Genomic DNA, 25,656 nt, shown 5'->3' on the forward strand with positions numbered 1-25,656 from the left:
TGATTCCTGATTCTCGCCCTACGTCAAACGGCGGACTTGCTGTTAGCTACTGGCCTCACCCAACCCTGGCACGTAGGGCCAGCGTACATTTCTTAAACCCCGCAGAAACCCTGCATTAACCCCGCAGATTGAAATTCACATGGGGGTCAGAATGTGATCACCGATCCAGTGTTTTACTGGGATCAGTGGCTGTGTTAGGCCCATGTGACCCCGCTGAGCCTGGTTCACGATAATCGTGGTGTCGCGGGTTCAATTCCCGCTCCCGCTACACGGTACTCACTAGATGGCGAGTAGCCCTTGAAGGTAGCGCTAGTCCAGGCACCCGGTGTGTAACCTCGGGACATCGTGAACAGTGGATCTCAGCACATCGTGGACGCTGGGTCTCACGGCTTCGTGTGTCCTGTCTCAACGCATCGTGGACACACGATCTCATGACATCGTGGACACGATGTCTCACAGCATCGGAGACATTTACGGCGTTGATAGTTAGGGAATGACGAATTCTCTTTCACCCCAGACTCGCGCCGCGATTGTGAATTACGACCCGACCCAGCCTCACGCGCTGTCGACTATCGGGTTCTGCCGCTCTTTGAAGATCTCTCGGAGCGTGTTCTACAAGATCCGCGGGCGAGCTGTCCACGAGGCTGCTGCTGCGCTGCACCCGCGCTCCCGCGCCCCGACGGTCCCGGCCCGGCGTTACGGGCAGGTCGTCGTGAACGAGGTGGTCAAGATCCGCAAACAGCTCAAGACTGATGGCTGGGATTATGGTCCCCGCTCGATCTACTACGAAGCGGCCTTGTCCAGCGGGTTTCCCGGAGGGAAGGTCCCGTCGGTGGCGACGATCGCACGTCTTCTGGCCAGCGTCGGGCAGGTGGACGCGTCGCCGAGGAAGCGACCGAAGTCGTCCTACATCCCGTTCGTGCGCGCGACGGCGATGTCGCTGTGGCAACTGGACGCGTTCGAGTATCGGCTGGCGAACGGGCAGGTCGTCACGGTGTATCAACTGCTCGATGACGCAAGCCGATACGACGTGGGCACCGACGCGTATTCGCGTCATGAGAACAGTGCTGATGCCAAGGACATGCTCGAACGGGCAATCGGCGCATGCGGGGCACCGAAGGAAGTTTTATCGGACAACTCCCTGGCGTTCAACCAGCTGCGCGCAGGCAGGATCGGCTCCGTAGAGATCTTTCTGGCATCGAAAGGAACCATGCCCATCAGCGGGCTGCCGGGCAAGCCCACCACACAGGGCAAGAACGAGCGCTCCCACCAGACGTTGATCCGTTTCCTCGACGCCGACCGGCCAGCCACTCTCGAGCATCTCGGTGGCCGGATCCAGCGTTTCCGGGAGCACTACAACAATCGCTGGCCGCATCAAGCCCTCGAACAAGCCACGCCGCGGGCAGCGTGGGACTTGCTTGAGCACACGCCAGCGACCGAGCCGATCCCGCTGTCGGTGCTGGAAGCAAAAGCCTCGGAGTACCGGCGGGCCCGCTCGCGACGACAGTCAGACCTTCACCGGGCGCCGTTAACGATCTCCAAGACCGGGCAGGTCATGCCCGACGACGACGCGCGGCCGCAAACAGCGGATCAGTCACTGGTGGAGATCACCAAAGCCAACCGGCGGGTCTACTTTCAGGGCTACCAGGTCTCCCTGCCGACTACCTACGCCGACCGCACGTTCTACCGGACGATCACCGACGACGCTTTCTTGCTCACCGATCCCGTCACCGCTGAGATCGTGTTCTCATTCCCGCTGCCGATGGTCGCGCTGAACGTCCGAGGCCGATACGTTGCCTCGTACTCCATCCAGGGCGTTGACGTGACCCACCCGACGAAGCCCTGGGAACGCAAAAACGCGGAATACCAAACCCAGTTCGCCCAGCATCAAACTGATCTGCCCGCAGTACTCGGTGAGCCAGGTCGGTAGCTGTGCACGAAGCCGTGAGACCCAGCGTCCACGAAGTGATGAGATCCACTGTTCACGATGTCCCGAGGTTACACACCGGGTGCCTGGACTAGCGCTACCTTCAAGGGCTACTCGCCACTAGAATCGCCCCGGACTTCTGCGGAAGTCCGGGGCGATTTTTTGTCGATTTTGAGCCAACCCCGCGGAAACCTCGCAGATTGAAATCGTGTGTACTCGACTTCTCATCCTGTCAACGGCCCCTTTACGGCTGATTTTTCGCCTTTCTGGCGGCCATCGAGAGGGTGAAATTGGCCCGCGCCGCGGTGTCAGATGTTCACTTCATCGATCCGGCATAGACCCCGCAGATTTAAACCGGTGACAGCAGGGAATTCATCGTTTCAGCCGCACGGATACCGCCTGTGTTCTTGGCCATGTAGACGTCCTGGGTTAGGGATGGGTTTGCGTGCCCGAGGTATTCCGCAACACCGTGCACTTTCAGTGTCTGATTTCGCACCACAGCGACGTGGTGCGTCTGAATGGCGCCACTCAAGAGGCCATAAACGAGGCGAGACACCTCGCTCGCATTAACCCGGCCTTACACGCCCCGTGTGCCGCGCACCCGAAAGCGCGGACCCTGCACGTCGGCCCTCCGCTCGACAACCACCAGCTCCTCTCCAGCGAGGCGGCAGCAATGCGAGGCTCAGGCCTGGCTTGACATGTCTCCTGTGGCCCACGGCACTTCTCGTGGTATTTCCCAGCGGATCGGATCAGTGAAATCTGGTATTCCTGGATCAGCACCGGTCACTTCCTTGAAATCGACGCTGCCGCCGGTGAAGTGGGCACGTCTGAACTCGACGGTCCATGGTGTGAAACCGAACCGACAACATTCAACGGGTCCGTGTCAGGACTCTGTGATGCTCCCCGTCCACGCGCTGAGATTCGTGACGATAGCCGGAATATTTGTGTTCAGCCATTGCATTCCCGTTTCGGGGGTCGCCGCGACGAGGACCGCCTCGATGACAAGCCCATTCGTGTACCAGGCAACCTGCGCGACGGAGTAAGCGTCGCCGCCCTCCGGTGTCACAGTTCTGGTCGTTACGACCGCCTTCCCGTTATGCATGCTTGCGGCGTCAGACATGTCTGGCCATTGAAAGGAACCGTCACGGTTGACGAGGTACGACTCGACGTCGACCTGCCCGTCCGGCACGTAGGCTATGACCCGCATCGCCCCGTCTCGGCATTCGAATGACGGCCAGGTGAGGTCTTTCTTGCCAGTCTTCTGAAATCCGTAAAGGGCGTTCCATTTCAACGACTGGTACGACGTCGTAGTGAGCCCGCCATATAGGTCCGCTGACTCGACAGCAAAGGGGCATGTCGAGATCCCAATGTTGAGCGCGTCGGTGCTCTTCTGAACAGCCGCTGCTGCGCTTGAGGTCACAGTCGCCGCGGCGTCGATGGTTTGCTGATCCAAGGTGGTGACGCCGGTTCCGGTGTTCGGCGGTACACAACCGAGGTTTGGGTTCGACACCCAGAACACGGGACGGTGGCTTGTGGTCCCGTAGGTATAGTCGGTCAGGCAGGGGCTCTTTTCTGCCGGACCGTAAAGCCCGAGGACCCAAGTCGCAGGCCCGTTGGTGAGGTCCGCGACGACTCCGGGCGCCGCATCCTCACCGATGTTGAAGGTGAGGTCAAGGCTGCTAGTGCCTGACACTGGCGTCCCAGATATAAACTCGCCACTGAAGCCGTCGGAGAAGATTGTTGTGATCGTGCAATAGTTCGTTCCTTCGAATGCCCAAACCTTCGGTTTTGTAGGACCAAGGAACCAGTCAGTGTCCAGCTGACAGACTGGGGACTCCTCCGGCCAATACCCTTCAAGCCAGAAGTGGAGAAGCTGCGACTCAGGGGCGTTTCGTGACGGCGTCGTATTCGTCAACACCTTCGTTATCGGGGCTGACCATGTGAGATCGGTCGTCCCCGGCTTCGCGTTAGTCACTGAAGTTGTCGGCGCGGCAGAACCGATACTAATCAGTGCATCGAATGTATAGCCATCTGAAGTGGTGAGCCCTTTTACCTTTCCGGATGGCGACGATGCAGCATCCGCGATCGTAACGGCGCCGGTGTGGACGACCTCAGCAAGTTCTCTGGCTTTGTTTGGCTGAGGCGCAGCCTCACGATCGGCGACACTGCTCGAGCATCCGGCCAGCAACGCAACGATTGCGACTGCCGCCGTCACATGCGTAAGTCTCATCTGTATCCCTCTCGTTTGACCGCCCATCGGCAATCTCCCGCTCAGGCTAGTGGGTGCCCGCATCCAGCAACAAGCCTCCATTACCTTGGGCAGTGTGCCTATGGCCCGATTACGGTCTCCGTTTACAGACGGCCCCATGGGGCGGCTAATCGGCGTACAGTCGGGAATCGCGAGCACTACCGACTGAGCTGCGATCGGACGTTATGTTGACCTTTATTGTTGGCATTTTTTGTCTGTGCGGGTCTTGCGCTATCGACGCGTTCGGGGATCCTCGAGGCGCGAGCCGGAGGCGATCGACAAATTTCGCTATGGAGAAACGATCAAAGTTAGCGACGGCTGCTGGGCGGCCGGCTTGTGCAAGCAGCGGCGGGACTCCTCGTCAGAATTGGGGCCGCCTTGGTTTCCGCTCCCGAGCACGTGCGCAGCAGGTTTCGCGCATTGACGAGCGCGCAACTCATCCCGGCGTTGGAGCATTCCCGTCCAATGGGAAACCTCGCGGACCCTGACACCGCGACGGCCCTCACTGTGAAGAAACTCGCCGCCCGATACCGATTTCTCGAGCGGGAGATTCTTGACACCGATGCAGGGCTGGCAGAGATTCTCCGAGACTGCGCGCCGCTGTTGCGGGACGTCCCCGGCGTTGGAATCGAAGTAGCCAGCCAACTCCTCGTCACCGTAGGCGACAACCCCGAACGCAGCGCCACGGAAGCGCAGTTCGCGGCCCTTGTCGGCGTCGCCCCGATACCCGCGTCATCCGGCAAGACGAGCCGGCACAGGCTCAGCCGCGGCGGCGACAGAGCCGCCAACGCGGCAATCCACCACGTCGTCGTCTCACGCCTCGCCACCGACTCCCGGACGAGAGAATATGCAGCCCGACGAACGGCTCAAGGCAAGACCAAGAAGGAAAACATGCGCTGCCTAAAACGATACGTCGCCCGGGAGCTCTACCGTCAGCTCACCAACCCGCAAGCGGCGCCCTCGATCACCGATCTTCGCACCTCCCGCGAGGAACTCCACATCACCCTCCGAGAGGCGGGAGAACACCTCAACACCTGGCCTGGCACCCTCTCACGAATCGAACGAGGACTCAGCCGAGACGACAACCTCGCTAGCCAACTCCGAGATTGGCTCCACGAGCAAAAGGAAGCCCAAAAAATCCATTGACAACTATAGGAGCATCACGTAGGGAGAGGGGTGGAATGACATGAGTGAGAATAGCGTGCGTACCGAGATGGTTCGGAAAGTTTTGGCGGGGGCCTCGTTGTGCGTACCGGTGTTGGTCGTGATCATCTCGTGGCGGGTCTGGCGTGGCGACCTTCCCACTGAGCTCGCCTCGCACTGGTCAGGTTCAGGGCCGGCCGACGATGCGATGGCTGTGGGAACGCTGCTCGCCCTAAACCTCGGAATGACAGGCGTGCCGGCCGTCGCTGGAGTCGCGATAAGTGTCTGGCCCGGAATGAGCGCGCGCGCCAAGCGAGGCGCTTATTTCTTCCTCGGCGTGTTCGGCGGAATGGGTGCCGCTATATGGCTGCTCTCCGCTGGCCTGACGATGCAGGTCGGCGACCCGTATGAAGTTGTGCTCGGAGCATGGGTCATCGTTTCATTCGTCGCCGCCGGCTATGGGATCATTCCCTTCCTAATCGCACCAAGGCCCCGGCTGGAGGCGACGGATGTCCAGAGGCGAATCGAATTCGCGCCCAGTGCCATTGGTGCTTGGTCCCAAACGATCTCGGGAAACCTGTTCCTGTGGGTGGCGATTGGACTGATCATTCTCGGTTCCGTCATCTATGGGCCAGCGGTCGTCGCCGGGCGGGCCTCGGACCAAATCGTTGGCATCGCCGTGATCGCTGTCACCATTGTGTTAGTTGCCTCGTTCGTTCGGTTGCGCGTGACGGCAGATTGGCGGGGTCTGCGGGTGGTCTCGGCCATATTTCGGATTCCATTGAGGCGCATCCACCTAGAAGCCATTGCTGTCGTCGAGGCCGCCGAACTTCGACCCGCTGAGTGGGGCGGGTGGGGATACCGAATCATGCCCGGACGATCCGCTGTCATTTTGAGGAAGGGGCCCGGGCTGATTGTGACGACAAAAAACGAGAAGCAGTTCGCGATCAGTCTCGACGATCCCGAAACGCCGGCAGCCCTGCTGGCAACGCTTCGAGACGACAATGCTGCAGCCCCGGAGATGCCGAGGGAAAGCAAGCGATGACGGGGATGCCCGGCGCCGGGGCCTCCCTCAGACGGCGCTGGTGAGAGGCTTGAGCTGGTGCAGGTGAATACGTTCGGACCTGTCGACGGTTCGCCGGTACTTCTTTGCGCCGTTCGGATGTCGTGTTGGCTGTCAGGAACGTTGTCGGCCGAATCGATACGGCGTGCCAATAGGATCACTGCGGTGGGGGCGTCGTGGCTGCTCGCCGGCGGAAGGTGCGGGTCTTTTCTCAGCCTGGGCCGAGGGCCTTTGGTATTCTGGATAAATAATGGACCCTGATAAACCCTCGCCCCTTTCATCGCTTTCTCGCACAATGTCCCCGATTTTGAGGGGGCCACATGCTGTTTGAGTGGGCGATGGTGGGGGTAGGCCTGCTCCTGACCGTGGGCACGGGTATCTTCGTGGCGGCCGAGTTCTCCCTCGTCACGTTGAATCGTAACGATCTCGAGGCCCGTCAGGAACGTGGTGAAAAGGGTCTCGGACCGACCATCAAGGCGCTGAAAATCACGTCGACGCACTTGTCGAGCGCGCAACTGGGCATCACCCTGACAACACTGCTGACCGGGTTCACGTTCGAGCCCGCAATTACATCTCTGCTGACCGAGCCATTGGCAGGCGTCGGCGTACCAGACGGCCTGATCCCCGTGCTCGGCTCCATCATCGCGATTTCAGTAGCGACGCTGTTCTCCATGGTGATTGGCGAGCTCGTGCCGAAAAACTTTGCCTTGGCCGTACCGTTGGCCACGGCCAAAATCGTCGTGCCCCCGCAAGCACTGTTCACCGCGATCTTCAAACCGATCATCTTGCTGTTCAACAACACTGCCAACGCCCTGATCCGAATGGTGGGCATCGAGCCCAAGGAAGAACTATCGGGCGCGCGCACCGCGGAAGAACTTAGCTTCCTGGTGCGGCGGTCGGCCCTGGAGGGCGTGCTCGACACCGATCATGCGGCAATGCTGCACCGCACGCTCCGGTTCGCCGATCACACGGTCGCCGACGTCATGACACCTCGGGTGCGGATGGCCTCGGTCCAGGTCGCTGATACAGCCGAGAGCATCGTGCGGCTGTCCACAGCCACCGGCTACTCGCGGTTTCCCGTCATTGATAAGAACTCCGACGACATTGTCGGGGTCCTACACGTTAAGCAGGCTTTCGCAGTCGAACTTGACCGCCGCGACCAGATCACTGCCAACGAACTCAAGGTGGACGCGCTGCGTGTACCCGAGTCGATGGCCGTGGACACTCTCCTCGCTCTGCTGCGTAAGCAGGGCTTCCAGATCGCGGTCGTCGCTGATGAATACGGCGGAACGGCGGGCATAGTCACGCTGGAGGACCTCGTCGAAGAACTCGTGGGCGAGCTGGAAGACGAGCATGATCGGGCGAAAGCTGGCGTCATCCGCTCGGGGCGCTCCCTGGTGTTCGACGCCAGCTGGCGGCCGGACGAACTGCTCGATCGTGCCGGTGTAACCGTTCCCGACGACGGCGACTACGAAACCGTTGCCGGGTTCATCGCCGATCAGCTCGACCGGATTCCCGAGGTGGGCGACGAGGTCCCGGTCGACGGAGGGGTCTTGCGGATCGACAGGGTGGATGGCGTTCAGGTTCAACGCGTGCGCTACACGCCCTCTGACCCGGAACATGACCCGAGTCTGGCTTCCAGACACGACCGAATCGTCAACCAAATTCAGAAGGACCTGACCCATGAGTGAGTACTGGCCGGGCCTGATCTGGCTCGTCGTGCTGTTGATTATCAACGCATTCTTCGTCGGCGCCGAGTTCGCCGTGATCTCGGCCCGCCGGTCGCAGATCGAACCCCTCGCCGAACGCGGCAGTAAGGCAGCGAAGACCACCCTGTGGGCGATGGAGCACGCGACCCTGATGCTGGCCACCAGCCAACTCGGCATCACCGTGTGCTCGCTGCTGATCCTGAACGTTTCCGAGCCGGCCATTCACGGTCTGTTGGAGTACCCACTCGCCGTGACCGGACTTTCCGACGCCGCGATCAGCGTGATCGCTTTTGGTATCGCTTTGGCGCTGGTGACCTTCCTGCACGTCGTGTTTGGCGAAATGATTCCCAAGAATATTTCCTTCTCCGTTCCCGACCGCGCTGCGCTCATCCTGGCGCCGCCGCTCGTGCTCGTCGCCCGCATCTTCCGCCCCGTTATTGGCAGCTTGAACTGGTTGGCGAACGGGGTGCTGCGCCTGTTCAAGGTGCAGCCCAAGAATGAGGCGACCAGCGCGTTCACCCTCGACGAGGTCGCCGGCATCGTGGAAGAGTCCACGCGCGAAGGAATGCTGCAGGATGCCTCGGGCACCCTCTCGGCTGCGTTCGAGTTCACCTCGAAACGCGTCTCCGATGTGGAAGTCCCCATCTCGTCCATGGTTCACCTTCCGGCTTTGGCGTCGCCGTCCGACATTCAACGGGCCGTCGCCCAACACGGATACTCCCGCTACATTCTCACCGACGAGGACGGGCATCCCACCGGATACCTGCACCTCAAGGACGTCATGGACCTCACCGACGCAGACGCGTTCACCCGGCCCGTGCCCGGCAAACGCATCCGTCGCCTGGCGTCCGTCTTCCGGGACAGCGAGCTGGAAGATGCCCTGGCAGCCATGCGTCGCCTGGGAGCGCACGTCGCCACGTCCTTCGACGCGGACGGTGTCGCCACCGGAGTCTTGTTCCTCGAAGACATCATTGAAGAACTCATCGGAGAGATCGAAGACGCCACTAGCATTTAGCTGCGCGTAACCAGTTGCAGCGGATGCGTGCTCCGGCCAGTCACGACGCTAATCGGCTACTGTTTTACGTCGCTCCTGATCTGAACACTGCGGATACCGGCGCTTCCACGTGCTACGAGAGAGAAGGTGCGGCCTTGCTGGGCCGAACGAAGCAGGCGACGGTGACCACGGCGAGAAGCGGCCCTGGGCCCCGATCAGTGACCGAACCACCCCCACCGCCACGACCGAGCACGCCCCTTGCCGTCGCGCTAGACCCAGCGGATCGCTTTCGTCGTCGAGCTGCGGCGCACGGACGAGGGCCCTCTCGAAGCGCATGCTGGGTCTATCCACAAGTGCGCGATCAATGTGGTCAGCGCGCCGAGTACCCGCCATCGACGAGGTGGTAGCTGCCGGTGATGAAACTCGCGTTATCTGACAGCAGGAATATGACCAGGTCGGCGACCTCATCCGCCGTGCCCAACCGGCCGATTGGGTGCAGGCCAACGAGCCCGTCATACGTTTCCTTCGGCAGGGTGCTGAGCAGTGGAGTGTCGATGTAACCGGGGCCAACGGCGTTGATGCGAATGCCTTTGGCCGCATATTCGAGGGCGGCCGCCTTCGTCAGTCCGACGACGGCATGTTTTGCTGCGACGTACGATGAGGCGTTGAGTTCACCGTTGGTGCCGAGGACGGACGACACGTTCACGATAGATCCACCGCCCGATTTTTCGATGGCGGGGATTTCGTAGCGAAGGCTGTAGAGGACGCCGTTCAAGTTGACGTTTATGACCTTGTCCCAATCGGAAAGGTCAAGTTCACCGACGGGGGCCGGGGCCGGGGCGATTCCCGCGTTGTTCACCGCGAGGTGGAGTGCGCCGTAGGTGTCGATCGCGAACTGTACGGCAGTATCCGCTTGCGCCGGAACGGTCGTGTTCTGCTCGACTGCGGCGGCGGAGTGCCCGGCGGCCGTGATGTCCTCGGCTACCTTCAGCGCGGCGTCGAGCTTGAGGTCACTGACCACGACCGATGCGCCTGCTGCGGCCAGCTTTCGTGAAATGGCCGCGCCAATGCCGGAACCGCCGCCCGTAACGAGTGCCACTTTTCCCTGAAAATCAGTCATCGATTTATCTCCCTCGTTGCTTGCCTGAGCCTTCCACTCGCCACCCTACTCGGGGCCAGGTCACCGAGGCTTACCGAAAGGTGCGGTTTAACGAATCGATGCCATAGTGGCGATGCGGTCGGGCCGGCGGCGTTCTTGATCAGCATCGTCCTCTGGTCGTAAGCAAGCTCCCCTGCAGGGTTTGCGAAGGAGAACGGGGTGTCTCAAACCGTCTGCCCACGACGCTGGCATTCAACGGGTTCTCTTGATTTCAGCTGACGAGTCCACTAGTCTCAAGAAAAATTCGAACAGTTCTCACATAGGAACATTGGGGTTCTTTTGCGTAAACTTCGGTCAAGTGCAGCCATGATCATAGTCGCTATCACGCTGGGTATTCTCGGCCCCGCACTCCCCGCAAGCGCCATGACCTATTGGGGGCTACGAACGGATACCTGCGGATACCCGAAAGTCGTTCAGATCAATTGGACAAGCACGGGCGAAGTCCGACTCTGGACATATCAAGGAAATACCACTTGGCAGGGAACTTTGTCCGCAAATCCCACCAAGTCTGGCCGTCACTCCTACAACAGCGGAAAATCGAGTCTGAATTGGCAATTTGGAACAGCGCCGGGAAACGTGTCAAGTTGGTACAAATCGTGCGTTAGCTATTTCTGATTGACTGCGCCGAAGAGTCCCGGCACTTCGGCGATGAATCGAAGGGCTAACCATGAAAATGTCATCCGTGGGCGCACCGGTCGAGCGGCGAACGAGACGACTCCATGGCGTCGAACGCTGCAGGATGACGCTTTGGTCAACCTCAAGGTTTCTGCCACGATAACACCAGGTCACGTTGGTGACTTCTCTACGTCGTCGGCATCGGCCAGTGTGTCCTGCAGGGCGGCCCCAGATGGTTTAGGAGCGAATCTTCGCACGCTTGGAACCAACACTCCGAACGCCACGAGAATGGCACCGATGGCTCCCACGACATACATCGTAGGAACGATGGCGCGCCCATTGACTGGAAAGCGTTTGAAGCAACCTGGATCGCCAACCACTCGTACGAAGAGGATTACAGTCCCAATGCCACCGACGGTTACAGGGAGATCGAATCCGTCACCAAGGACGAAACAGACAAGTAGGCGGTCGTCACATTCAAGGGTGAATTCGCCATTGACTGACCTAACTGACGCTGGCCAGTCCATGCTTGTTGTCGTCCCGCACACCTTCCGGTTGGCGGGACGCCCGTACGTGCTACGAGGTCAGCACCAGCCGCGGTGAGATGCTGGTTCGGTGGAACTAAACAAGAGCAGCGCTATGCAGGCCGTCGCCATCCGTCCCTACGGTCAGGCGGATGCCGCCGACACCTTGGCAATATTCCTTGCTGCGGTGACCGAGACCGCTGCCGCCGACTACTCAGCGGAGCAGATTCAGGCGTGGGCTCGGCCAGAAGAGCGAGATCTGCCCACCTGGAATGCGTCGATGCAGGAGCGGAACAGTTACGTGGCAACCGTGGATGGTGCACCAGCAGGCTTCTCCGATGTGAACTCTGTGGGGTATATCGACATGCTGTTCGTCGCGCCCCGATACCAGCGACGGGGGGTTGCACGACAACTGATCGCCAGAGTGGAGACCCACGCGCGCACAGCGCAGCTGATAGAACTGACAGCCGACGCCAGCGTCACAGCCCGCCCCTTCTTCGAGCGCCGCGGATTCACCGTCGAGGTAGAACAGCACCCGGTGCGGGGCGGTGTGCGGCTGACCAATTACAAGATGAAAAAGAATCTCCTCGACAGCGCGATATGCCTGAGTGGGCACCTTGTTTGTCACACCCAGAACCAGGCGAACTCTGTCCGGGATCATTTACCACTGCACCTTGCTCTGACCCGTGCCGAACCGGGATGCCGTTCGTTCATCGTCAGCGCGACGAGCGATCCGCTGGTGTGGCAGGTCGAGGAGTGCTTCGAGCACGCAGCCGCGTTTGAAACTCATCAGGAACGTGTCGCCAGCAGCGTGTGGGGTCAAGCTACCTCAGGCATTGAACGCCGTTACTCCGAGCGGTGCTGGACGGGATCGGTGCTGGGTGACCGGTCAGTATTCCCTTTGCGGGGCAGCCGCAATACCTTTCCGCGGTAAGCAAATTTGGCAAAGCCTCCACGTTCACCCTGTGAGAAAATCGGTCACCGATCTGCTCGGGGCGAAATTACGCACGTACTGACTGGTTAGCTGCCATGAAACTTCTCGTACTTGGAGGGCGGCCTGGGTTGGCCATACCCTGGCTCATCGGCGGACCGGGCGACCTGAGCGGGCGAAGTGGATACTGGCCGTGGCGATTCGCGCATCCTTCAGACGAAGACGGTGCAGCGCTCGTGCCGGATGCGCCCGAGGTGCCGACAGCCATTATCGACGTCTGAGACCTGGCCGCCTGGCTTGTACAGCGGGCCGAGGGTGGACCCGTCGGGACATTCAACGCGCCGGGGATTCCAATTCCTTTCCTCGAAGACATTGATGCGGCCCGGGCCGCAGCCGTGCATCACGGCCCCATCGTCCGTGCGCCAGAGTCTTGGCTTGCTGACCATGTGTTGGCGAGTGGTCTGGTCCTCGCTCGATGCCTCTCTGGCTAGCGGACCGCTCCTGGCATGGCATGAACGCGCGATCGAACGAGTGCGCCCTCACCGCCGGCCTTACTGACAGTGCCGAAAGCGAACTCCTGACTGCACTGACTTGAGCCAGCGCCATCCCTGGGCGGACGATCCCAAACGGCGGCTGCGCGCAATGTGTGAACCGCAGCGCTATTGGCAGGCAAGCATGGCGCCACAACCGTCGTTGGGGCGATGCCTAACCAAATCACAAAGCCGTCGCTGATGAAAGAGAAGTCGACCGCGCGTCACAAACCTTTGTTTTACTGACACTGTGTAAGTGCAGGCTCACCTTGAATTCAGATTCTGACTATGAGCTCGTGACGAGCCTTAACCGCGGCGACAAAGCCGCTTTCTCTTTGCTCATGACGCGGCACGGAGTTTGAGTCCCGCGCGACCTCTGCCAAAATTTAGCCAGCGTTATTGTGCATTGATGCAGATGGCCTCTGCATGAATCGACGTTGTGTGATGTTGATGGCACGGTAATACTTTTTAACGGTCCACGTGATGCGTTCGTCGTCGCATTCATAGAGCTGGATGCGCTATTCCACGCAGTGTCAGAGCTGACACCGAAGGAGATTCAATTGAGCACGCAAGTTCCCCCAAGCCAGAGTGGTACAGCGGAAAAGCCGACAGGATTGAAGAAAGTGGTGGCGGCCTCAATGGCCGGCACCGTCGTTGAATGGTACGAATTCTTTCTGTACGGGTCGCTGGCGACTCTAGTGTTTGGCCAAGTGTTCTTTCCCAATGCTGGCTCGCAACTTGACGGCATCCTCGCAGCTTTTCTGACCTACGCTGTCGGCTTTCTCGCACGTCCAATTGGTGGAATCGTCTTTGGCCACTTTGGTGACAAGTTTGGACGCAAGCGATTGCTTCAGGTTGCCATTGTTTTGGTCGGCGTATCCTCATTCCTGATGGGATGCTTGCCAACGTTTGATCAGGTTGGCTATTGGGCGCCAGCGCTCCTCGTGTTCTTGCGATTCGCTCAGGGCTTTGCCGTTGGCGGCGAATGGGGTGGCGCCGTATTGCTGGTAGCTGAGCACAGTCCTAACAAATCTCGTGGGTTCTGGGCCAGCTGGCCGCAGGCAGCCGTTCCAGGGGGAAACTTGCTGGCCACCGTTGTTCTCCTCGGGCTTTCTGCGACTCTGCCCGAGGAGGCCTTCCTCAGTTGGGGCTGGCGGGTCGCATTTTGGCTCTCAGCGGTGATCGTCATTGTCGGGTACTACATTCGCACGAAGGTTCAGGATGCTCCGATCTTCGAAGAATCTCGTTTGAACGCTGAAGCTGCACCCACGCCGGGCTACGGCGCCATTGAGGTATTTCGACGCTACCCGCGTGGTGTCTTCACCGCCATGGGACTGCGATTTGCGGAAAACGTGCTGTATTACCTTGTCGTCACCTTCTCGATTACATACCTGGTGGTGGTGGTCAAGATGGACACAGCCAAGATCTTGTTGCTGATGCTCATCGCGCATGCAATCGAGTTTTGTCTTATTCCGCTGGTCGGGAAACTCTCTGACGCGGTTGGCCGGAAACCCGTCTACTTAGCGGGCGCGGTGTTGGGCTCGACCTGGGGATTCTTTGCCTTCCCCATGATGGAGACCGCGGATGAACTGATCATTATGATCGCCGTCACGATCGGCCTCTTGTTCCACGCACTGATGTATGCCGGGCAGCCCTCAATCATGTCGGAGATGTTTCCCACCCGCATGCGGTATTCCGGTGTTTCGCTCGGGTACCAGGTCACGTCGATCGTGGCTGGTTCGCTCGCCCCGATTATCGCCACCGCGCTGCTGAGGGGCACCGGGTCATCGGTGCCGATTGCCGTTTATCTGTTGGTTGCCTGTGTCGTGACGGTTGTCGCTGTGGTGTCGATGAAAGAAACGAGAGGAATCTCACTTCACGATGTCGATGCAGCCGACCTTGAAAAAACGGCGGCACTGCGGGTGCACACCGACGCACGGTAAGGCGTCAGACAGGCGGGCCCGGGTTGCGGACAAACTGATCTGCTGCAATCAGAGCTGTCGAACCAGAGACCGGGCGGGACCGCCGTACCAGTTAGGCCGCCAGCTCGTTCTGGCGCTCGGAGATCTCCTGCCGGATGGCCTCAATTGCTGCCTTCACCGCCATGGATCGAAGAGACTCGGCGCGGGCGGCAGCCCAAATTGGCAGTTCTCGGTGGAAAGAATCTGGTAACACGGGGACGAAACCCGACCGCCCCCACACCATGAAAGATGGAAGCAATCCGATGCCGCTGTGGCGTCGCACCGCTTCGACCTGGCCGAAGATACTGGTGGAGTGGAAGCTCGCGGCTGGATTTGGCAACTGTGACGAGCGATGCCCCAGCTCGGCTACCTGGAGGGATGACTCAACGTAGGACACAAAGTTGTGGTCCTTGATGTCATCAATAGTCTTTGGAGTCCCTTTCGTGGCGAGGTATTCGGGGCTGGCGTACAGTCGGATAAAATAATTTGTCAAAAAGATCGTCTGTGCTCTACTCGCGTCGATTGGACCGACCACGACTTCCAGGTCGACGCCGGAGCGGTTCTGGTTGATCTTTCTTGTCGCGCTGAGCATCTCTACATTCAGCTTGGGATGTTGCTGTTGAAGCTTGACCAGGGCGGGGGTGACAAAAGCTGCGCCGAAGCCGTCGGGCGTGCTGATGCGTACGAGTCCGAAAAGCGGATCCGCGTCATGCGCCAGCGTCGCGGTGAGAGCGCCCAGGCTTTTCTCGATGATCTCAGCTGCACGGACTGCTTGGTTTCCCAGCTCTGTGAGTTCCCATCCGTGCGGGCTTCGCTCGAGGGTACGCCCACCCAGCCGCTTATCCAGCGCCAGAATCCGACGGGAAATGGTGGTGTGGGTGGTTTCCAGCGCCTCGGCCACGGCAGTGAATCGCCCCAGGCGCGCCACGGTGAGCAGGATGAGCAGGTCATCCGGGCTCGGGAACCGCTTGAAATCAACCATCACGCGCCGGCCTTTCAACCAATAAGTGCATCAGTGCATTTGTGCATAAATGCACAGGGCTTCTGTATTTTTTTATCTTGATTGCACCGTAACACGGTGTGATGGTGGTTATAAAGAAAGTATGTTTTCGCTGGAAAAGAGCAAAGGAGCTTGCGAATGGCTGCAATCGGATGGATCGGTCTGGGCAATATGGGTGGCCCGATGACGGCAAACCTGGTGAAGGCTGGGCATGAAGTGCGCGGCTTCGACCTGAACCCGCAGGCGCTCGCGGCCGCGGCGGCCAACGGGCTCACACCGGCAAGCAGCATCGCGGATGCTGTTGCTGGCGCCGAGGTCGTCTTCACCATGCTGCCGAAAGGTGAGCACGCCATTGCCGTGTATCTGGGTGAAGGCGGCGTGCTGGCCTCGGTGAGTCCCGGCACCCTTCTTGTCGATTCCTCCACGATTGACGTCGAATCCGCGCAGAGGCTTCACGATGCGGCAGCCGAGGCTGGATTCCGTTTTGTTGACGCTCCCGTTTCCGGCGGGATCAGCGGTGCTCAGGCCGGAACATTGACGTTCATGATTGGCGGGGAACCCGGCGCCGTCTCTGATGCCAGCACGTTCATCGAGCCGATGTCTGCCAACATCATTCCGACTGGCGGTGCTACCACAGGCCAGGCCGCGAAGATCTGTAACAATCTCATGCTTTTTATCAATCTCGCGGGGGCCGCTGAAGGTGCAGTTCTGGCCGATCGTCTCGGTCTCGACAAGCAGGTGTTCTGGGACATCGCGTCGGTTTCCTCCGGTGACAGTTGGGCCCTGCGCACCTGGTATCCGATTGCCGGAGTCGTGGCATCCTCCGCCGCTAACACTGCTTTCGCACCGACGTTCACGACGGAGTTGGCCAATAAAGATATCGGACTGGCTATCGCCGCCGCGCGGGCAACGAATACACCACTGGGGATTGGGGAGCACGTGCAGCAATTGTTCCAGCGCGTTCTCGATGCTGAACAGGGCGGTAAAGACTGCTCCATAATCGTCAAGCTCGTCGACGGAACCCTGGCTCCCGACCCGGAACCGGAACAGATTCCGGCGCTAGCCCAAGCGCAGGTCAGCTGATGACAACGGTCGTGACCTCAACCACTGACCCGCGTTCCGCAGTTACAGAGAGCACTCCCATGCAGCGAATTCCGCACTACATCAATGGTCGAAAGATCACCGACGCCGAGCGTTTCGCCCCCGTATACAATCCCGCCACCGGAGAGCAAAACAAAGAGGTCGCTTTAGCTTCAACATCCCGGGTCGAGGAAGCTATCGGCGCCGCCAGTGCGGCGCTGCCGGGGTGGCGGGCCACCAGCCTCGCCAAACGCACCAACATCTTTTTCAAGGTTCGAGAGCTCCTCAGCGAGCGCAAGTCGGAGCTGGCGGCCATCCTCACCAGCGAACACGGCAAGGTGCTTTCTGATGCGGAGGGCGAGATTACCCGAGGCCTGGAGAATATCGAGTTCGCCACCGGACTCTCCCACATGCTCAAGGGGGAGCACTCAGAGCAGGTGTCGACCGGCGTCGACGTTCACTCGGTGCGCCAACCGGTTGGCGTAGTGGCCTGCGTTACTCCGTTCAATTTTCCGGCCATGGTGCCGCTATGGATGATTGGCAGTGCGCTGGCCTGCGGCAACACCGTTCTGCTCAAACCCAGCGAGAAAGACCCATCTACGGCCATCTTCATTGCCGAGATTTTCTCCGAGGCCGGGCTCCCCGACGGCGTACTGAACGTTGTCCAAGGCGACAAGGAAGCCGTGGATGCGCTGTTGGACCACCCGCAGGTGAAGGCCATCAGCTTCGTCGGATCCACGCCTGTTGCCAAGTCCATCTATAAGCGGGCCGCCGAAAACGGCAAGCGCGTGCAGGCGCTGGGCGGCGCGAAGAACCACATGGTGGTACTCCCGGATGCCGATCTGAATATGGCTGCAGATGCGGCCGTGTCGGCGGCGTACGGCTCAGCGGGGGAGCGCTGCATGGCGGTCAGTGTGCTCGTCGCCGTTGGCGGTATTGCTGATGAACTCGTCAATGCCATCAAGCAGCGGATGGCCGGACTGACGATCGGCGCGGGAACGGATGCTGCTTCAGAGATGGGCCCGCTGATCACCGCTGCGCACCGCGACAAGGTTGCCTCGTATGTTGCCGGAGCGGCAGATGAAGGTGCCACCGTTGTTGTGGACGGTCGCCAGCACCAGTTTGATTCAAATGGCTTCTTCATCGGCGTCAGCCTGATCGACCACGTGAAGCCAGGCATGAAGGTGTACGACGATGAGATCTTTGGCCCCGTACTGTCCGTCGTCCGCGTGGACACCTTTGAAGAGGCCATTCAGTTGACCAACGAGAACGAGTTTGGCAATGGGGTAGCCATTTTCACGCGCGACGGCGGTGCCGCGCGGCAATTCGAATTTGAGATTGAGGCCGGAATGGTCGGGGTCAACCTGCCCATACCGGTGCCGGTTGGGTCGTTCTCCTTCGGTGGCTGGAAGTCATCACTGTTCGGGGATACCCACATGTATGGGCCGGACAGCATTCGTTTCTACACCCGCAACAAGGTGGTGACCACCCGTTGGCCCGACCCGTCGACGAGTGAGATTAACCTCGGATTCCCGCAGGTCAGCTGATCTCCAGCCCTAGCGGCAAACCATCAAATGCTCCGGGATCGCGGCATCCGTGCCGTGGTCCCGGAGCGTGCGGACCAGATCATTAGCCGTAAACGACGGCGTCGCAGGATGGTGGAACTTGAGAAACTCAGGCCGCTACCGGAGCAAATCTGTGAGGGAGCCGGATGGGAGCAAGATCCAGCCTTCCCGCCGGGCGCGATCAAGCACGGATGGTTCCGGCGGCTCATAGAATCCCAGGGCGGCACTGCGGGCGGCGAGTGCCGCGATCACGGCGTCGAAGGCATCCGCTGAGGTGATCATCTCGGGGGCGTACGGGCCGAGATCGAGCCATCGCGCGGCATCCTGGATGCGTCGCAGAAGCTGCTCCCGAACGGTGGGCTCCGTTCGGTACCCCGTCGTAGAGAACCCCCACAGGCGGAGCGATGCTCCCGGGTAAATTTCTGCGACGACTCCAGAACCTGACCTGTCGATGATGATGCCGGTCTCGGAGATCCTGGCCAGCAGCCCGGCGCATCGCATGGCGGTGAGTCCGAGCCGGTCGGTGGAGACGCTGAGCGGCCAGCGTCCGGTTCTTTTTCGTACTTCACGATCGGTCTCGCGGTAGGCCAGAGTGCGGCGCCAGTCCATTCCGCCGTCGAAACTGGGCTGGCTCGGGTCGCCGCTGGAGTGTGCGACCACAAAATGCACGAACTCGTCCGGCCAGCCGAACGCACAGTCGATGCCGAGTTTCTCAACGGTGCCCGCTGTGCGGGCGATGACGTTGTCGGTGACGCCGAGCTGGAGCTCACACAGTGATGCTCGGCTGTCGGCCCACTCGATGACGGCCAGTGCAGTGCCCTTGGGCTCGGCGGCGAGATCCACTCCGGCAGTGCGCATGCGCTCAGTTTAGGATGTGGTCCGCTAATGGGATAGCTTCGTTTCCACGTGGTGGCACGTGCGGTGAATAACTAGCGACGCCCGCGGATGTCGGGGCGAAGCGCCGCCGTCGAGTGCCCGCGGAGCGCGCCGAGCCAGAGACCTGCTCCGTAGGCGAGGTCGTCGGCTCGGCGTGCGATCCCGAAGCGCACGATGTCGAGTTGCGGTTTGGTGCGTCGGTAGTCGAGGACGACGTCGAGTACGGCGGCGGCGATCGTTGCCCGGCGTACGCGTCGGGAGACGATGCTGCCGAGCACCGCGATCGGCCACCAGTGCCGCGTGAGCAGGGCCATCGTCTGCGAAAGCGACGCGGCAACGCCGGTGGCCGTCAGCTTGATACCGATACGCAGCGGATGCTCGTGGCGGGATAACTTGCGCGAGATGCGCACTGCGGCAACGGCGGAAATTCCGAGGGCGAGGGGAACCGACCAGGCCCGCTGGGCGAGCAGCGCCACGATGACGCCGACGCTCCAGGGCGCGAGGATCGCCGGGGCGATGTTGCCGGGATGTCGGAGTGCCAATGCGTGGCCGCCCGTGCCGTAGAACGCTTTGCGTTTGGCCCAGTCGGACAACGTGACTCGGTGTTCGTGGGCGCTGGTCGCGGCCGGTTCGTAGCGCACCCTCCGCCCCTGTTCGACGAGTGTCCACACGAGGTCGACGTCTTCGCCGACTCGCATACCGTCGTTGAACCCGGCGCCGAGGGCTTCGACACGCGCCACAACGAAAGCCGTTGACACCCACGACACCCGCGCGCGTGGCCGTACGGTGGCGGGAGTTGGTCCGAGGTCAAGCGAAGACCGTGCGTCCTCGTAACGAGAGATCCAGTTGACTCGGGTCGACAGCTGGAGCCCGATCACTCGCGGCGCGACGAGGGCAACCCTCGGATCAACGAAGTGCCGGAGCAATGTTGCCACAGCGCCGTCGGTGACGACCATGTCGTTGTCGACGAACACGACATAGGTCGTGTGCACCAATCGCAGCCCCGCATTGCGGGCGCCGGCTGGACCCAAATTCTTGGGCAAGGCGATAAAACGGGCTCCCGCGGCAGCGGCGATCCGTCTCGTCTCGCTTGGATCGGGCGAGGCATCGTCGACCACGATGACCGATTTGTGTGGCCCAATACTCGCTAGGAGGCGGTCGAGAGATCGCGGCCGGCCGTAGGTTGGAACCACGTAGGTGACGTCGCTCTCATCCGCTGCCGGAAGCGTGTCGAGTACCGGATCGGCCATGCCAATTTCGAGCAGCTTGTCCACGAGGGCGCCCGAGCCTGCACGGTCGACGGCCAGGCGGCGGCCGGCGAACATGCTGGCGGCGGCCCGGGAGAGATAGATTGCGCGGGTCGGGGAGCCTCCGACCAGGGATCGGCCTTGGTCACGGACCGTGACCGTGCGGTTGAGTTCGACCGTGAAACCGGGGGGGAGCAGAGCGGTGGACGGCTTCATGGTCGACCTTCCGTGGCGACGGAGGCCGGTACTGTGCCCCGGGCGGGGTCGCGAAGGCACCCGCGCGGGTCGATGGACTCGCCGAGGATCCGGCGCTGCACACCGTCGCACATCTCAGCCATGAGGGCAGCGCCGATCGTGGCGGTGGCTTTGGTCGGGTCGCCCAGGATCCCGGTCGGCGATACCGCTCGCACGCCCTCCGACTTGAGTCGGCCAAAAAGTGCAGACATCGGTGTCGTCGCGCCAGGGACAATCGATGCCAGGTCGACCAACGTGGCGTCGAGATGCAGCAGAATCGATGTCTCGGTGATTCCGGCATGGGCATCTCCCCGGGTGACCGCGCAGGGAGCCCAGGCGACAGCGTGACCCTCGTCGAGCAGCAGCGAGACGGATGCAGTGAGCGCAGCAAGGTTTCCGCCATGGCCGTTGACGAGCACAATGCGACCAGCCCAGGTCGACAGCGAGCGTACCAGCTCGATAATGACCATCGTGAGCGCTTCGGTGCCGATCGACACGGTTCCCGGAAAATCCTGGTGCTCACCGCTCGCCCCATACGGCAGGGCGGGGGCGACGACAACGGAATGCCCCCGGAGGGTCAGATCAGTGGCGACTCGCTCTGCCACCGCCGAGGCGATTATGGTGTCGGTGGAGAACGGCAGGTGTGGTCCGTGCTGCTCCGTCGAACCGAGGGGAACAAGAACGACGGGGGTAGGCGACAGTGCTGGCCAGGTGCTGTACGCCAATTCACCGTGCACGTGTGCCCTCTCGTTCGACTTCTAGTCTGGTCCCGAAAAGTGCCGGGCACCGCCGCGATGGCGGTGACGTGGTTGATGGTGACGTGATTAGTGCCGGGTCGTAGCTTCGATTGTGCTCCGTGTCGCGCCGAGGGTGCGTGAGAACGTCGGCGGGATGTAGAAGTCCGCTGGAGACAACTCGTGGATCGAATCATGACCCAGGCCGAGTACGGCCGAGTCGAGTCCGCCACGCAGAATATCGAGGACGTTTTCGACTCCAGCCTGGCCGTTCGCGGCGAGGCCCCACAGGTAGGCGCGGCCGATCATGACCGCGCGCGCTCCGAGCGCGAGAGCCTTGGCGACGTCGCTGCCTCGACGGATACCGCCGTCGAGTACGATTTCCACGTCGCCGCCAACGGCCTCGACGACCGAGGCGAGCATGCGGATCGTCGCTGGGGTCCCGTCGAGGTTGTTGCCGCCGTGATTGGACACGGAGATGGCCGTTACGCCAGCATCGACGGCCCGGCGGGCATCGTCGATGCGGGTGACGCCCTTGAGCATGAATGGCCCGCCCCAGGTTTCGCGCATCCAGGCCACGTCTTCCCAGGAGGGTGGCGGCGTCTGCATCCACTCGTAGTAGGCGCCGAAGAATGTCGGTGCGGTGCCGCCGGGGGGAGTGAGATTGGGAGCGGTGAGGTCGGGGATGCGTCCGGACTTCGCGAAGCGCAGGAGCCATTGTGGGTGGGGGAGCACGTTGGGCGCGAAGTTGATCATCGTCTTCAGGCTCATCTTCTCCGGAATCTGCGGGCTGCCCCAGTCGCGGCCGTTGGAGAAAGACCAATCGAGGGTGGCGATGAGTCCCTTGGCGCCGGCGGCGCGCGCCCGGTCCATCCGCTGCACCATCGATTCCCGCGAACCCGACCAGTACATTTGGAAGAACGTGTTCGGGTTGGCAGCAATGACGTCTTCAACGGATTTGCTGGCGAACGAACTCAGCCCCATGATGGTGCCGCGATTAGCGGATGCCCGGGCAACGGCCACTTCACCGTCGGGGTGCACAGCCTGCACGCCTGTGGGGGAGATGATGACCGGCAAAGAAATAGGTATGCCCATCACGGTTGTCGTCAGGTCCCGCACCGCCTGATGCCCGGCGACATGCGGGGAGAAGCCTAGTTCGCCAAACGCTGCCATGTTGTCGTCAATGGTCAGCCCGCGCTCGGAACCCGCAACGAGTGCCCCGTATACGGACGAGGGAAGCGCTTTTTTGGCTCGTCGCTGTGCTTCGGCTACGGTCTCAAACCATGCATTTTTCGCCATTGGAATTCCAGCTTTCTTGTCGTCGTTCAGGTTCTAAAAAGTTGGCCGAGGGCCGGAGCAACGTCGCGGTGGGTACGCACGAAATGAGCGGTACCGTGCCCGGCCGTCGCGAGCTGACGGCCCAGCGCGATGTCTTTCTCACCGCTCACGTCGATGAGCACGTCGAGTCGCCCCAGCCGGGCCGCGTGCTCCCGCGGGTCCGGGCCTGCGTTGTGCACACAGTCGGACAACAAGATCACGCGCGCTTCCCGTGTTGGTACCTGCGCCAGCTGACGCGTGGCGAGTTCGAGGGGGAAGGCGATGTTCGTGAGCCCGCGGGCGGGTATCTGCAGGATGGAGTCGAGCAGGTCCATCGGCTTCACCTCCCGGCCGAGGCCGAGCAGGATGGCCGCGTCCGACCAGAAGGCGATGACGGCGAGGGCGTCGTTCTGGAGTTCGCCGGCGAGGGCCCCGACCGTCGCTGCAGCGGTCTGCACCCGCTCGCCCTTCATTGAGCCGGAGACATCAACGAGGAGCACGACCGACCGGCGGGTGCGAATGCGTTCCCGGACGATGATGTCCTCGTCTTCTGGAATCGGGTGTTCGGCGAGCATCTCGATCGTGCGATCGAGATCGATCTCGTCTGACCCGCCCCGGTAGGGCAGGCTCGCGAGTTTGCCAAACCCGCGGTGGGCCATGGAGTCTGTTTTGGGTCGGGGGATTGCCAACCGCGCGGCGATCTGTCGTGCACGGCTGCGCACAAGGGGATCGATGGCGACCGCGTCGGAGCTGTCGAGCACGAGCTGACCCGTTTCGTCGGTGATGCCCGCTGCAGTATGACCCGGTGGCGACTTGCGTGCGGCATTACGACTAGAAGCCTGCGCCCGCAATACCAGGCCGGAACTGCCCGCGCCAGGCTCAAAAATCACCGGATCCTCCGTGAGCTGCTTCGCCTTGCGACGTAATGCGGCTCTTGCACGCTTCTGGTGGCCTGGTTTGGACATGGGCGAATCCGTTTCGACTTCCCTTCAGCCGGGCTCGGCAATGGCCGGTTCCAGAACAAAATGGTCTTCCCAGATCTGTCGCAACACGCGCTCGGGCGAGCTCTCCGCGGCCTCGTCGAGGTGGATGCGACCGGACAGGGAGACGGTCATGGCATCGTAAACGAGTTCGGGGTACGCATCATCCAGTGGCGACGTGAGGTGTCGAAGCAGTGCGAGTTGCAGCGCGACAAGGACACAGTCAATCGCGCCACGCACGCTGCTTCCCTGGCGTACATCCGGGTGACGCCTCGTTGCCCGGGTGACGGATACCGCATCGATAACGAGGCGATCGGCAAGATCACCGTTGGCCTGGGTGCGAAGCGTGACGATTCCGCGTTCGGCCGGCTCGTCCTGATAGCCGATCGCGAGTCGGTTTAAACGATCGTGCACGCTCGTCGACAACCGCGTCGTGCCGACGTTGTCATAGGGGTTCATCGACGCAACCACTCGGAAGGTCGGCGCCGCGACGATGGTGCCGACCCGAGGCACCGCGATGGCGCGGTCTGCCATCGCGGTGAGCAGGGTGTTGAGGGTATCTTCCGGTGCCCGGTTGAACTCCTCTATATAGAGAAACCCGCCGCGTTGCATCGCTTCGATGAGGGGCCCCGCCACGAAGTTGTCGGCGCTATAGTCCTCCCGCAGCACCCGCGCGGGATTGTGGTGCCCAACGAGTTTGGCCGGGGTGAGGTCGGCATTGCCCTCGACGAAGAGCAACGGGATACCCCATTCTTCGGTGATGGCTTTCAGTATGGTGGTTTTGCTAGTCCCCGGCGGCCCCTCAAGCAAGATGTCGCGGCTGGCTGCGACGGCTGCGAGCGTCAGCTCGAGTTCGCGCTCGCGGCCGACGAGGTGCGCTGCCACTCGTCTCTGAGTGTCGACGATGGTGCTGGGTGCCACGTGTTCTCCTTCGTTCGGCACGGGGTGGTTACTTGATGGCCGCTCCACCGTCGACCGGTATCTGACCTCCGGTAACGTAGTACGACTGGTCAGAGGCGAGCCAGGCGACCGCGTTTGATACGTGAATTGGCTCGATCCAAGCCTTGCCCATGGGGCTCATCCCTGCGAATGCGGGTTCGGCATCCTCGGCCTGAGGATCGTCGAGGTCTGGGCGGAACAGCTTGTAAGTGTTGCTGTTCTTCACCATCTTCGTGTCGATCGAGTTCGGGTGGATCGTGTTGACCCGAATTCCATGAGGACCGAGTTCGTTGGCGAGCACCTTCATCAGGCCGACGACGCCGTGCTTGGTAGCCGTATACGCGGCGACGTTCGCGAGTCCCTTGAATCCGGCCAGCGAGGAGATAATGATGACCGAGCCACCGGCGCCCGATGCGATCAGATGGTCGGCAGCCGCTTTGTAGCTGTGCCAGACCCCGGTCAGGTTAATGTCCATGAGGTCTTTCCAGGACTGCTCGTCGATCTTCTGCGTGTCCGAACCGAAGGTGAAGATTCCGGCGTTGGCGACGATGATGTCGAGCCGCCCCAGTTGTGCGACGCCCTCATCGACGGCCTTGGTCAGCGCGTCGATATCGCGCACATCCGCCTGTTTCGCCACGATGCGTCGGTCGAGAGCTTCGACTTGCCGTACGGTTTCCGCCAGGTCCTCAGCCGTTGCTGGCTCATAGAATGAGGTAACGCTATCGACACCTTCGCAGAGGTCGATCGCGATGATATCGGCGCCGTCTCGTGCCAAGCGAATGGCGTGGCTTCTGCCCTGTCCTCTCGCCGCGCCGGTAATGAAGGCGACTTTGCCGTCGAGGTTTCCCATTGCTGTCTCTTTTCTTCCGTATGTGGCGGG

At 61.2% G+C, this 25,656-nt stretch carries 20 protein-coding genes; 10 read left to right on the top strand and 10 right to left on the bottom strand.

Features of this window, described 5'->3' with window-relative positions:
- Positions 1-493: 493 nt before the first annotated feature.
- Positions 494-1,930, top strand: a complete 1,437-nt coding sequence (locus CXY70_RS10960) for an integrase core domain-containing protein (RefSeq protein WP_104192412.1) — start codon at positions 494-496, stop codon at positions 1,928-1,930.
- Positions 1,931-2,810: 880 nt separating this feature from the next.
- Here CXY70_RS10960 and CXY70_RS17575 read toward each other — a convergent pair.
- Entirely contained in the window at positions 2,811-4,142 is a 1,332-nt protein-coding gene (locus CXY70_RS17575) for a hypothetical protein (protein WP_146066115.1), read from the bottom strand.
- A 498-nt stretch (positions 4,143-4,640) separates the two neighbouring features.
- Here CXY70_RS17575 and CXY70_RS10975 point away from each other — a divergent pair, with 498 nt between their 5' ends.
- From CXY70_RS10975 to CXY70_RS10990, 4 genes are all read left to right on the top strand, one after another.
- Positions 4,641-5,321, top strand: coding sequence for a transposase (locus tag CXY70_RS10975; RefSeq protein ID WP_104192415.1), 681 nt, complete (start codon positions 4,641-4,643; stop codon positions 5,319-5,321).
- A gap of 40 nt (positions 5,322-5,361) precedes the next feature.
- The gene (locus CXY70_RS10980; protein WP_146066116.1) at positions 5,362-6,363 is read left to right on the top strand and encodes a hypothetical protein; all 1,002 of its coding nucleotides are present in this window, start codon (positions 5,362-5,364) and stop codon (positions 6,361-6,363) included.
- A gap of 341 nt (positions 6,364-6,704) precedes the next feature.
- Positions 6,705-8,072, top strand: a complete 1,368-nt coding sequence (locus CXY70_RS10985; protein WP_104192610.1) for a hemolysin family protein — start codon at positions 6,705-6,707, stop codon at positions 8,070-8,072.
- Positions 8,065-9,105 (top strand): hemolysin family protein, encoded by a 1,041-nt coding sequence (locus CXY70_RS10990; RefSeq protein WP_104192417.1) that lies wholly within the window; start codon positions 8,065-8,067, stop codon positions 9,103-9,105. Before CXY70_RS10985 ends, CXY70_RS10990 begins: the two co-directional genes overlap by 8 nt.
- 349 nt (positions 9,106-9,454) lie before the next feature.
- On the opposite strand, the gene CXY70_RS10995 is transcribed toward CXY70_RS10990, so the two are convergent.
- Positions 9,455-10,204: an SDR family NAD(P)-dependent oxidoreductase gene (locus CXY70_RS10995; protein ID WP_104192418.1), complete on the bottom strand. Its 750-nt coding sequence runs from the start codon at positions 10,202-10,204 to the stop codon at positions 9,455-9,457.
- Between the two features lie 1,293 nt (positions 10,205-11,497).
- Here CXY70_RS10995 and CXY70_RS11000 point away from each other — a divergent pair.
- The 3 genes from CXY70_RS11000 (at position 11,498) to CXY70_RS11005 (ending at position 14,786) form a co-directional block, all read left to right on the top strand.
- Positions 11,498-12,316 carry a GNAT family N-acetyltransferase gene (locus CXY70_RS11000; protein WP_104192419.1) on the top strand — a complete coding sequence of 273 codons (819 nt, stop codon included), beginning with the start codon at positions 11,498-11,500 and terminating at the stop codon, positions 12,314-12,316.
- Positions 12,317-12,411: 95 nt separating this feature from the next.
- Entirely contained in the window at positions 12,412-12,594 is a 183-nt protein-coding gene (locus CXY70_RS17580) for a hypothetical protein (RefSeq protein WP_146066117.1), read from the top strand.
- An 887-nt stretch (positions 12,595-13,481) separates the two neighbouring features.
- Positions 13,482-14,786, top strand: coding sequence for an MFS transporter (locus CXY70_RS11005; protein WP_104192420.1), 1,305 nt, complete (start codon positions 13,482-13,484; stop codon positions 14,784-14,786).
- A gap of 91 nt (positions 14,787-14,877) precedes the next feature.
- Here the strand turns inward: CXY70_RS11005 and CXY70_RS11010 are convergent, their stop codons facing one another.
- On the bottom strand, positions 14,878-15,786 hold the full coding sequence (locus CXY70_RS11010; RefSeq protein WP_104192421.1) for a LysR family transcriptional regulator: 909 nt from the start codon (positions 15,784-15,786) through the stop codon (positions 14,878-14,880).
- A 156-nt stretch (positions 15,787-15,942) separates the two neighbouring features.
- Here CXY70_RS11010 and mmsB point away from each other — a divergent pair, with 156 nt between their 5' ends.
- Positions 15,943-16,887, top strand: a complete 945-nt coding sequence (mmsB, locus tag CXY70_RS11015) for a 3-hydroxyisobutyrate dehydrogenase (RefSeq protein ID WP_104192422.1) — start codon at positions 15,943-15,945, stop codon at positions 16,885-16,887.
- Between the two features lie 59 nt (positions 16,888-16,946).
- The gene (locus CXY70_RS11020; RefSeq protein ID WP_104192611.1) at positions 16,947-18,431 is read left to right on the top strand and encodes a CoA-acylating methylmalonate-semialdehyde dehydrogenase; all 1,485 of its coding nucleotides are present in this window, start codon (positions 16,947-16,949) and stop codon (positions 18,429-18,431) included.
- A 135-nt stretch (positions 18,432-18,566) separates the two neighbouring features.
- On the opposite strand, the gene CXY70_RS11025 is transcribed toward CXY70_RS11020, so the two are convergent.
- From CXY70_RS11025 to CXY70_RS11055, 7 genes are all read right to left on the bottom strand, one after another.
- The gene (locus tag CXY70_RS11025; RefSeq protein WP_104192423.1) at positions 18,567-19,307 is read right to left on the bottom strand and encodes a DUF429 domain-containing protein; all 741 of its coding nucleotides are present in this window, start codon (positions 19,305-19,307) and stop codon (positions 18,567-18,569) included.
- Positions 19,308-19,378: 71 nt separating this feature from the next.
- The gene (mftF, locus tag CXY70_RS11030) at positions 19,379-20,788 is read right to left on the bottom strand and encodes a mycofactocin biosynthesis glycosyltransferase MftF (RefSeq protein ID WP_104192424.1); all 1,410 of its coding nucleotides are present in this window, start codon (positions 20,786-20,788) and stop codon (positions 19,379-19,381) included.
- Positions 20,785-21,543, bottom strand: coding sequence for a mycofactocin biosynthesis peptidyl-dipeptidase MftE (gene mftE, locus CXY70_RS11035; protein ID WP_104192425.1), 759 nt, complete (start codon positions 21,541-21,543; stop codon positions 20,785-20,787). The genes mftF and mftE overlap by 4 nt, the downstream gene beginning before the upstream one ends.
- An 87-nt stretch (positions 21,544-21,630) precedes the next feature.
- Positions 21,631-22,839 carry a pre-mycofactocin synthase MftD gene (mftD, locus tag CXY70_RS11040; RefSeq protein WP_104192426.1) on the bottom strand — a complete coding sequence of 403 codons (1,209 nt, stop codon included), beginning with the start codon at positions 22,837-22,839 and terminating at the stop codon, positions 21,631-21,633.
- Positions 22,840-22,865: 26 nt separating this feature from the next.
- Positions 22,866-23,822 (bottom strand): VWA domain-containing protein, encoded by a 957-nt coding sequence (locus CXY70_RS11045; RefSeq protein WP_104192427.1) that lies wholly within the window; start codon positions 23,820-23,822, stop codon positions 22,866-22,868.
- Between the two features lie 24 nt (positions 23,823-23,846).
- Complete coding sequence (locus tag CXY70_RS11050) at positions 23,847-24,758, bottom strand: MoxR family ATPase (protein WP_104192612.1); 912 nt, start codon at positions 24,756-24,758, stop codon at positions 23,847-23,849.
- A gap of 28 nt (positions 24,759-24,786) precedes the next feature.
- Positions 24,787-25,626 (bottom strand): mycofactocin-coupled SDR family oxidoreductase, encoded by an 840-nt coding sequence (locus CXY70_RS11055; RefSeq protein WP_104192428.1) that lies wholly within the window; start codon positions 25,624-25,626, stop codon positions 24,787-24,789.
- Positions 25,627-25,656 lie beyond the last annotated feature (30 nt).

It is taken from the genome of Cryobacterium sp. Y82, from assembly GCF_002929495.1.
GTDB lineage: Bacteria > Actinomycetota > Actinomycetes > Actinomycetales > Microbacteriaceae > Cryobacterium > Cryobacterium serini.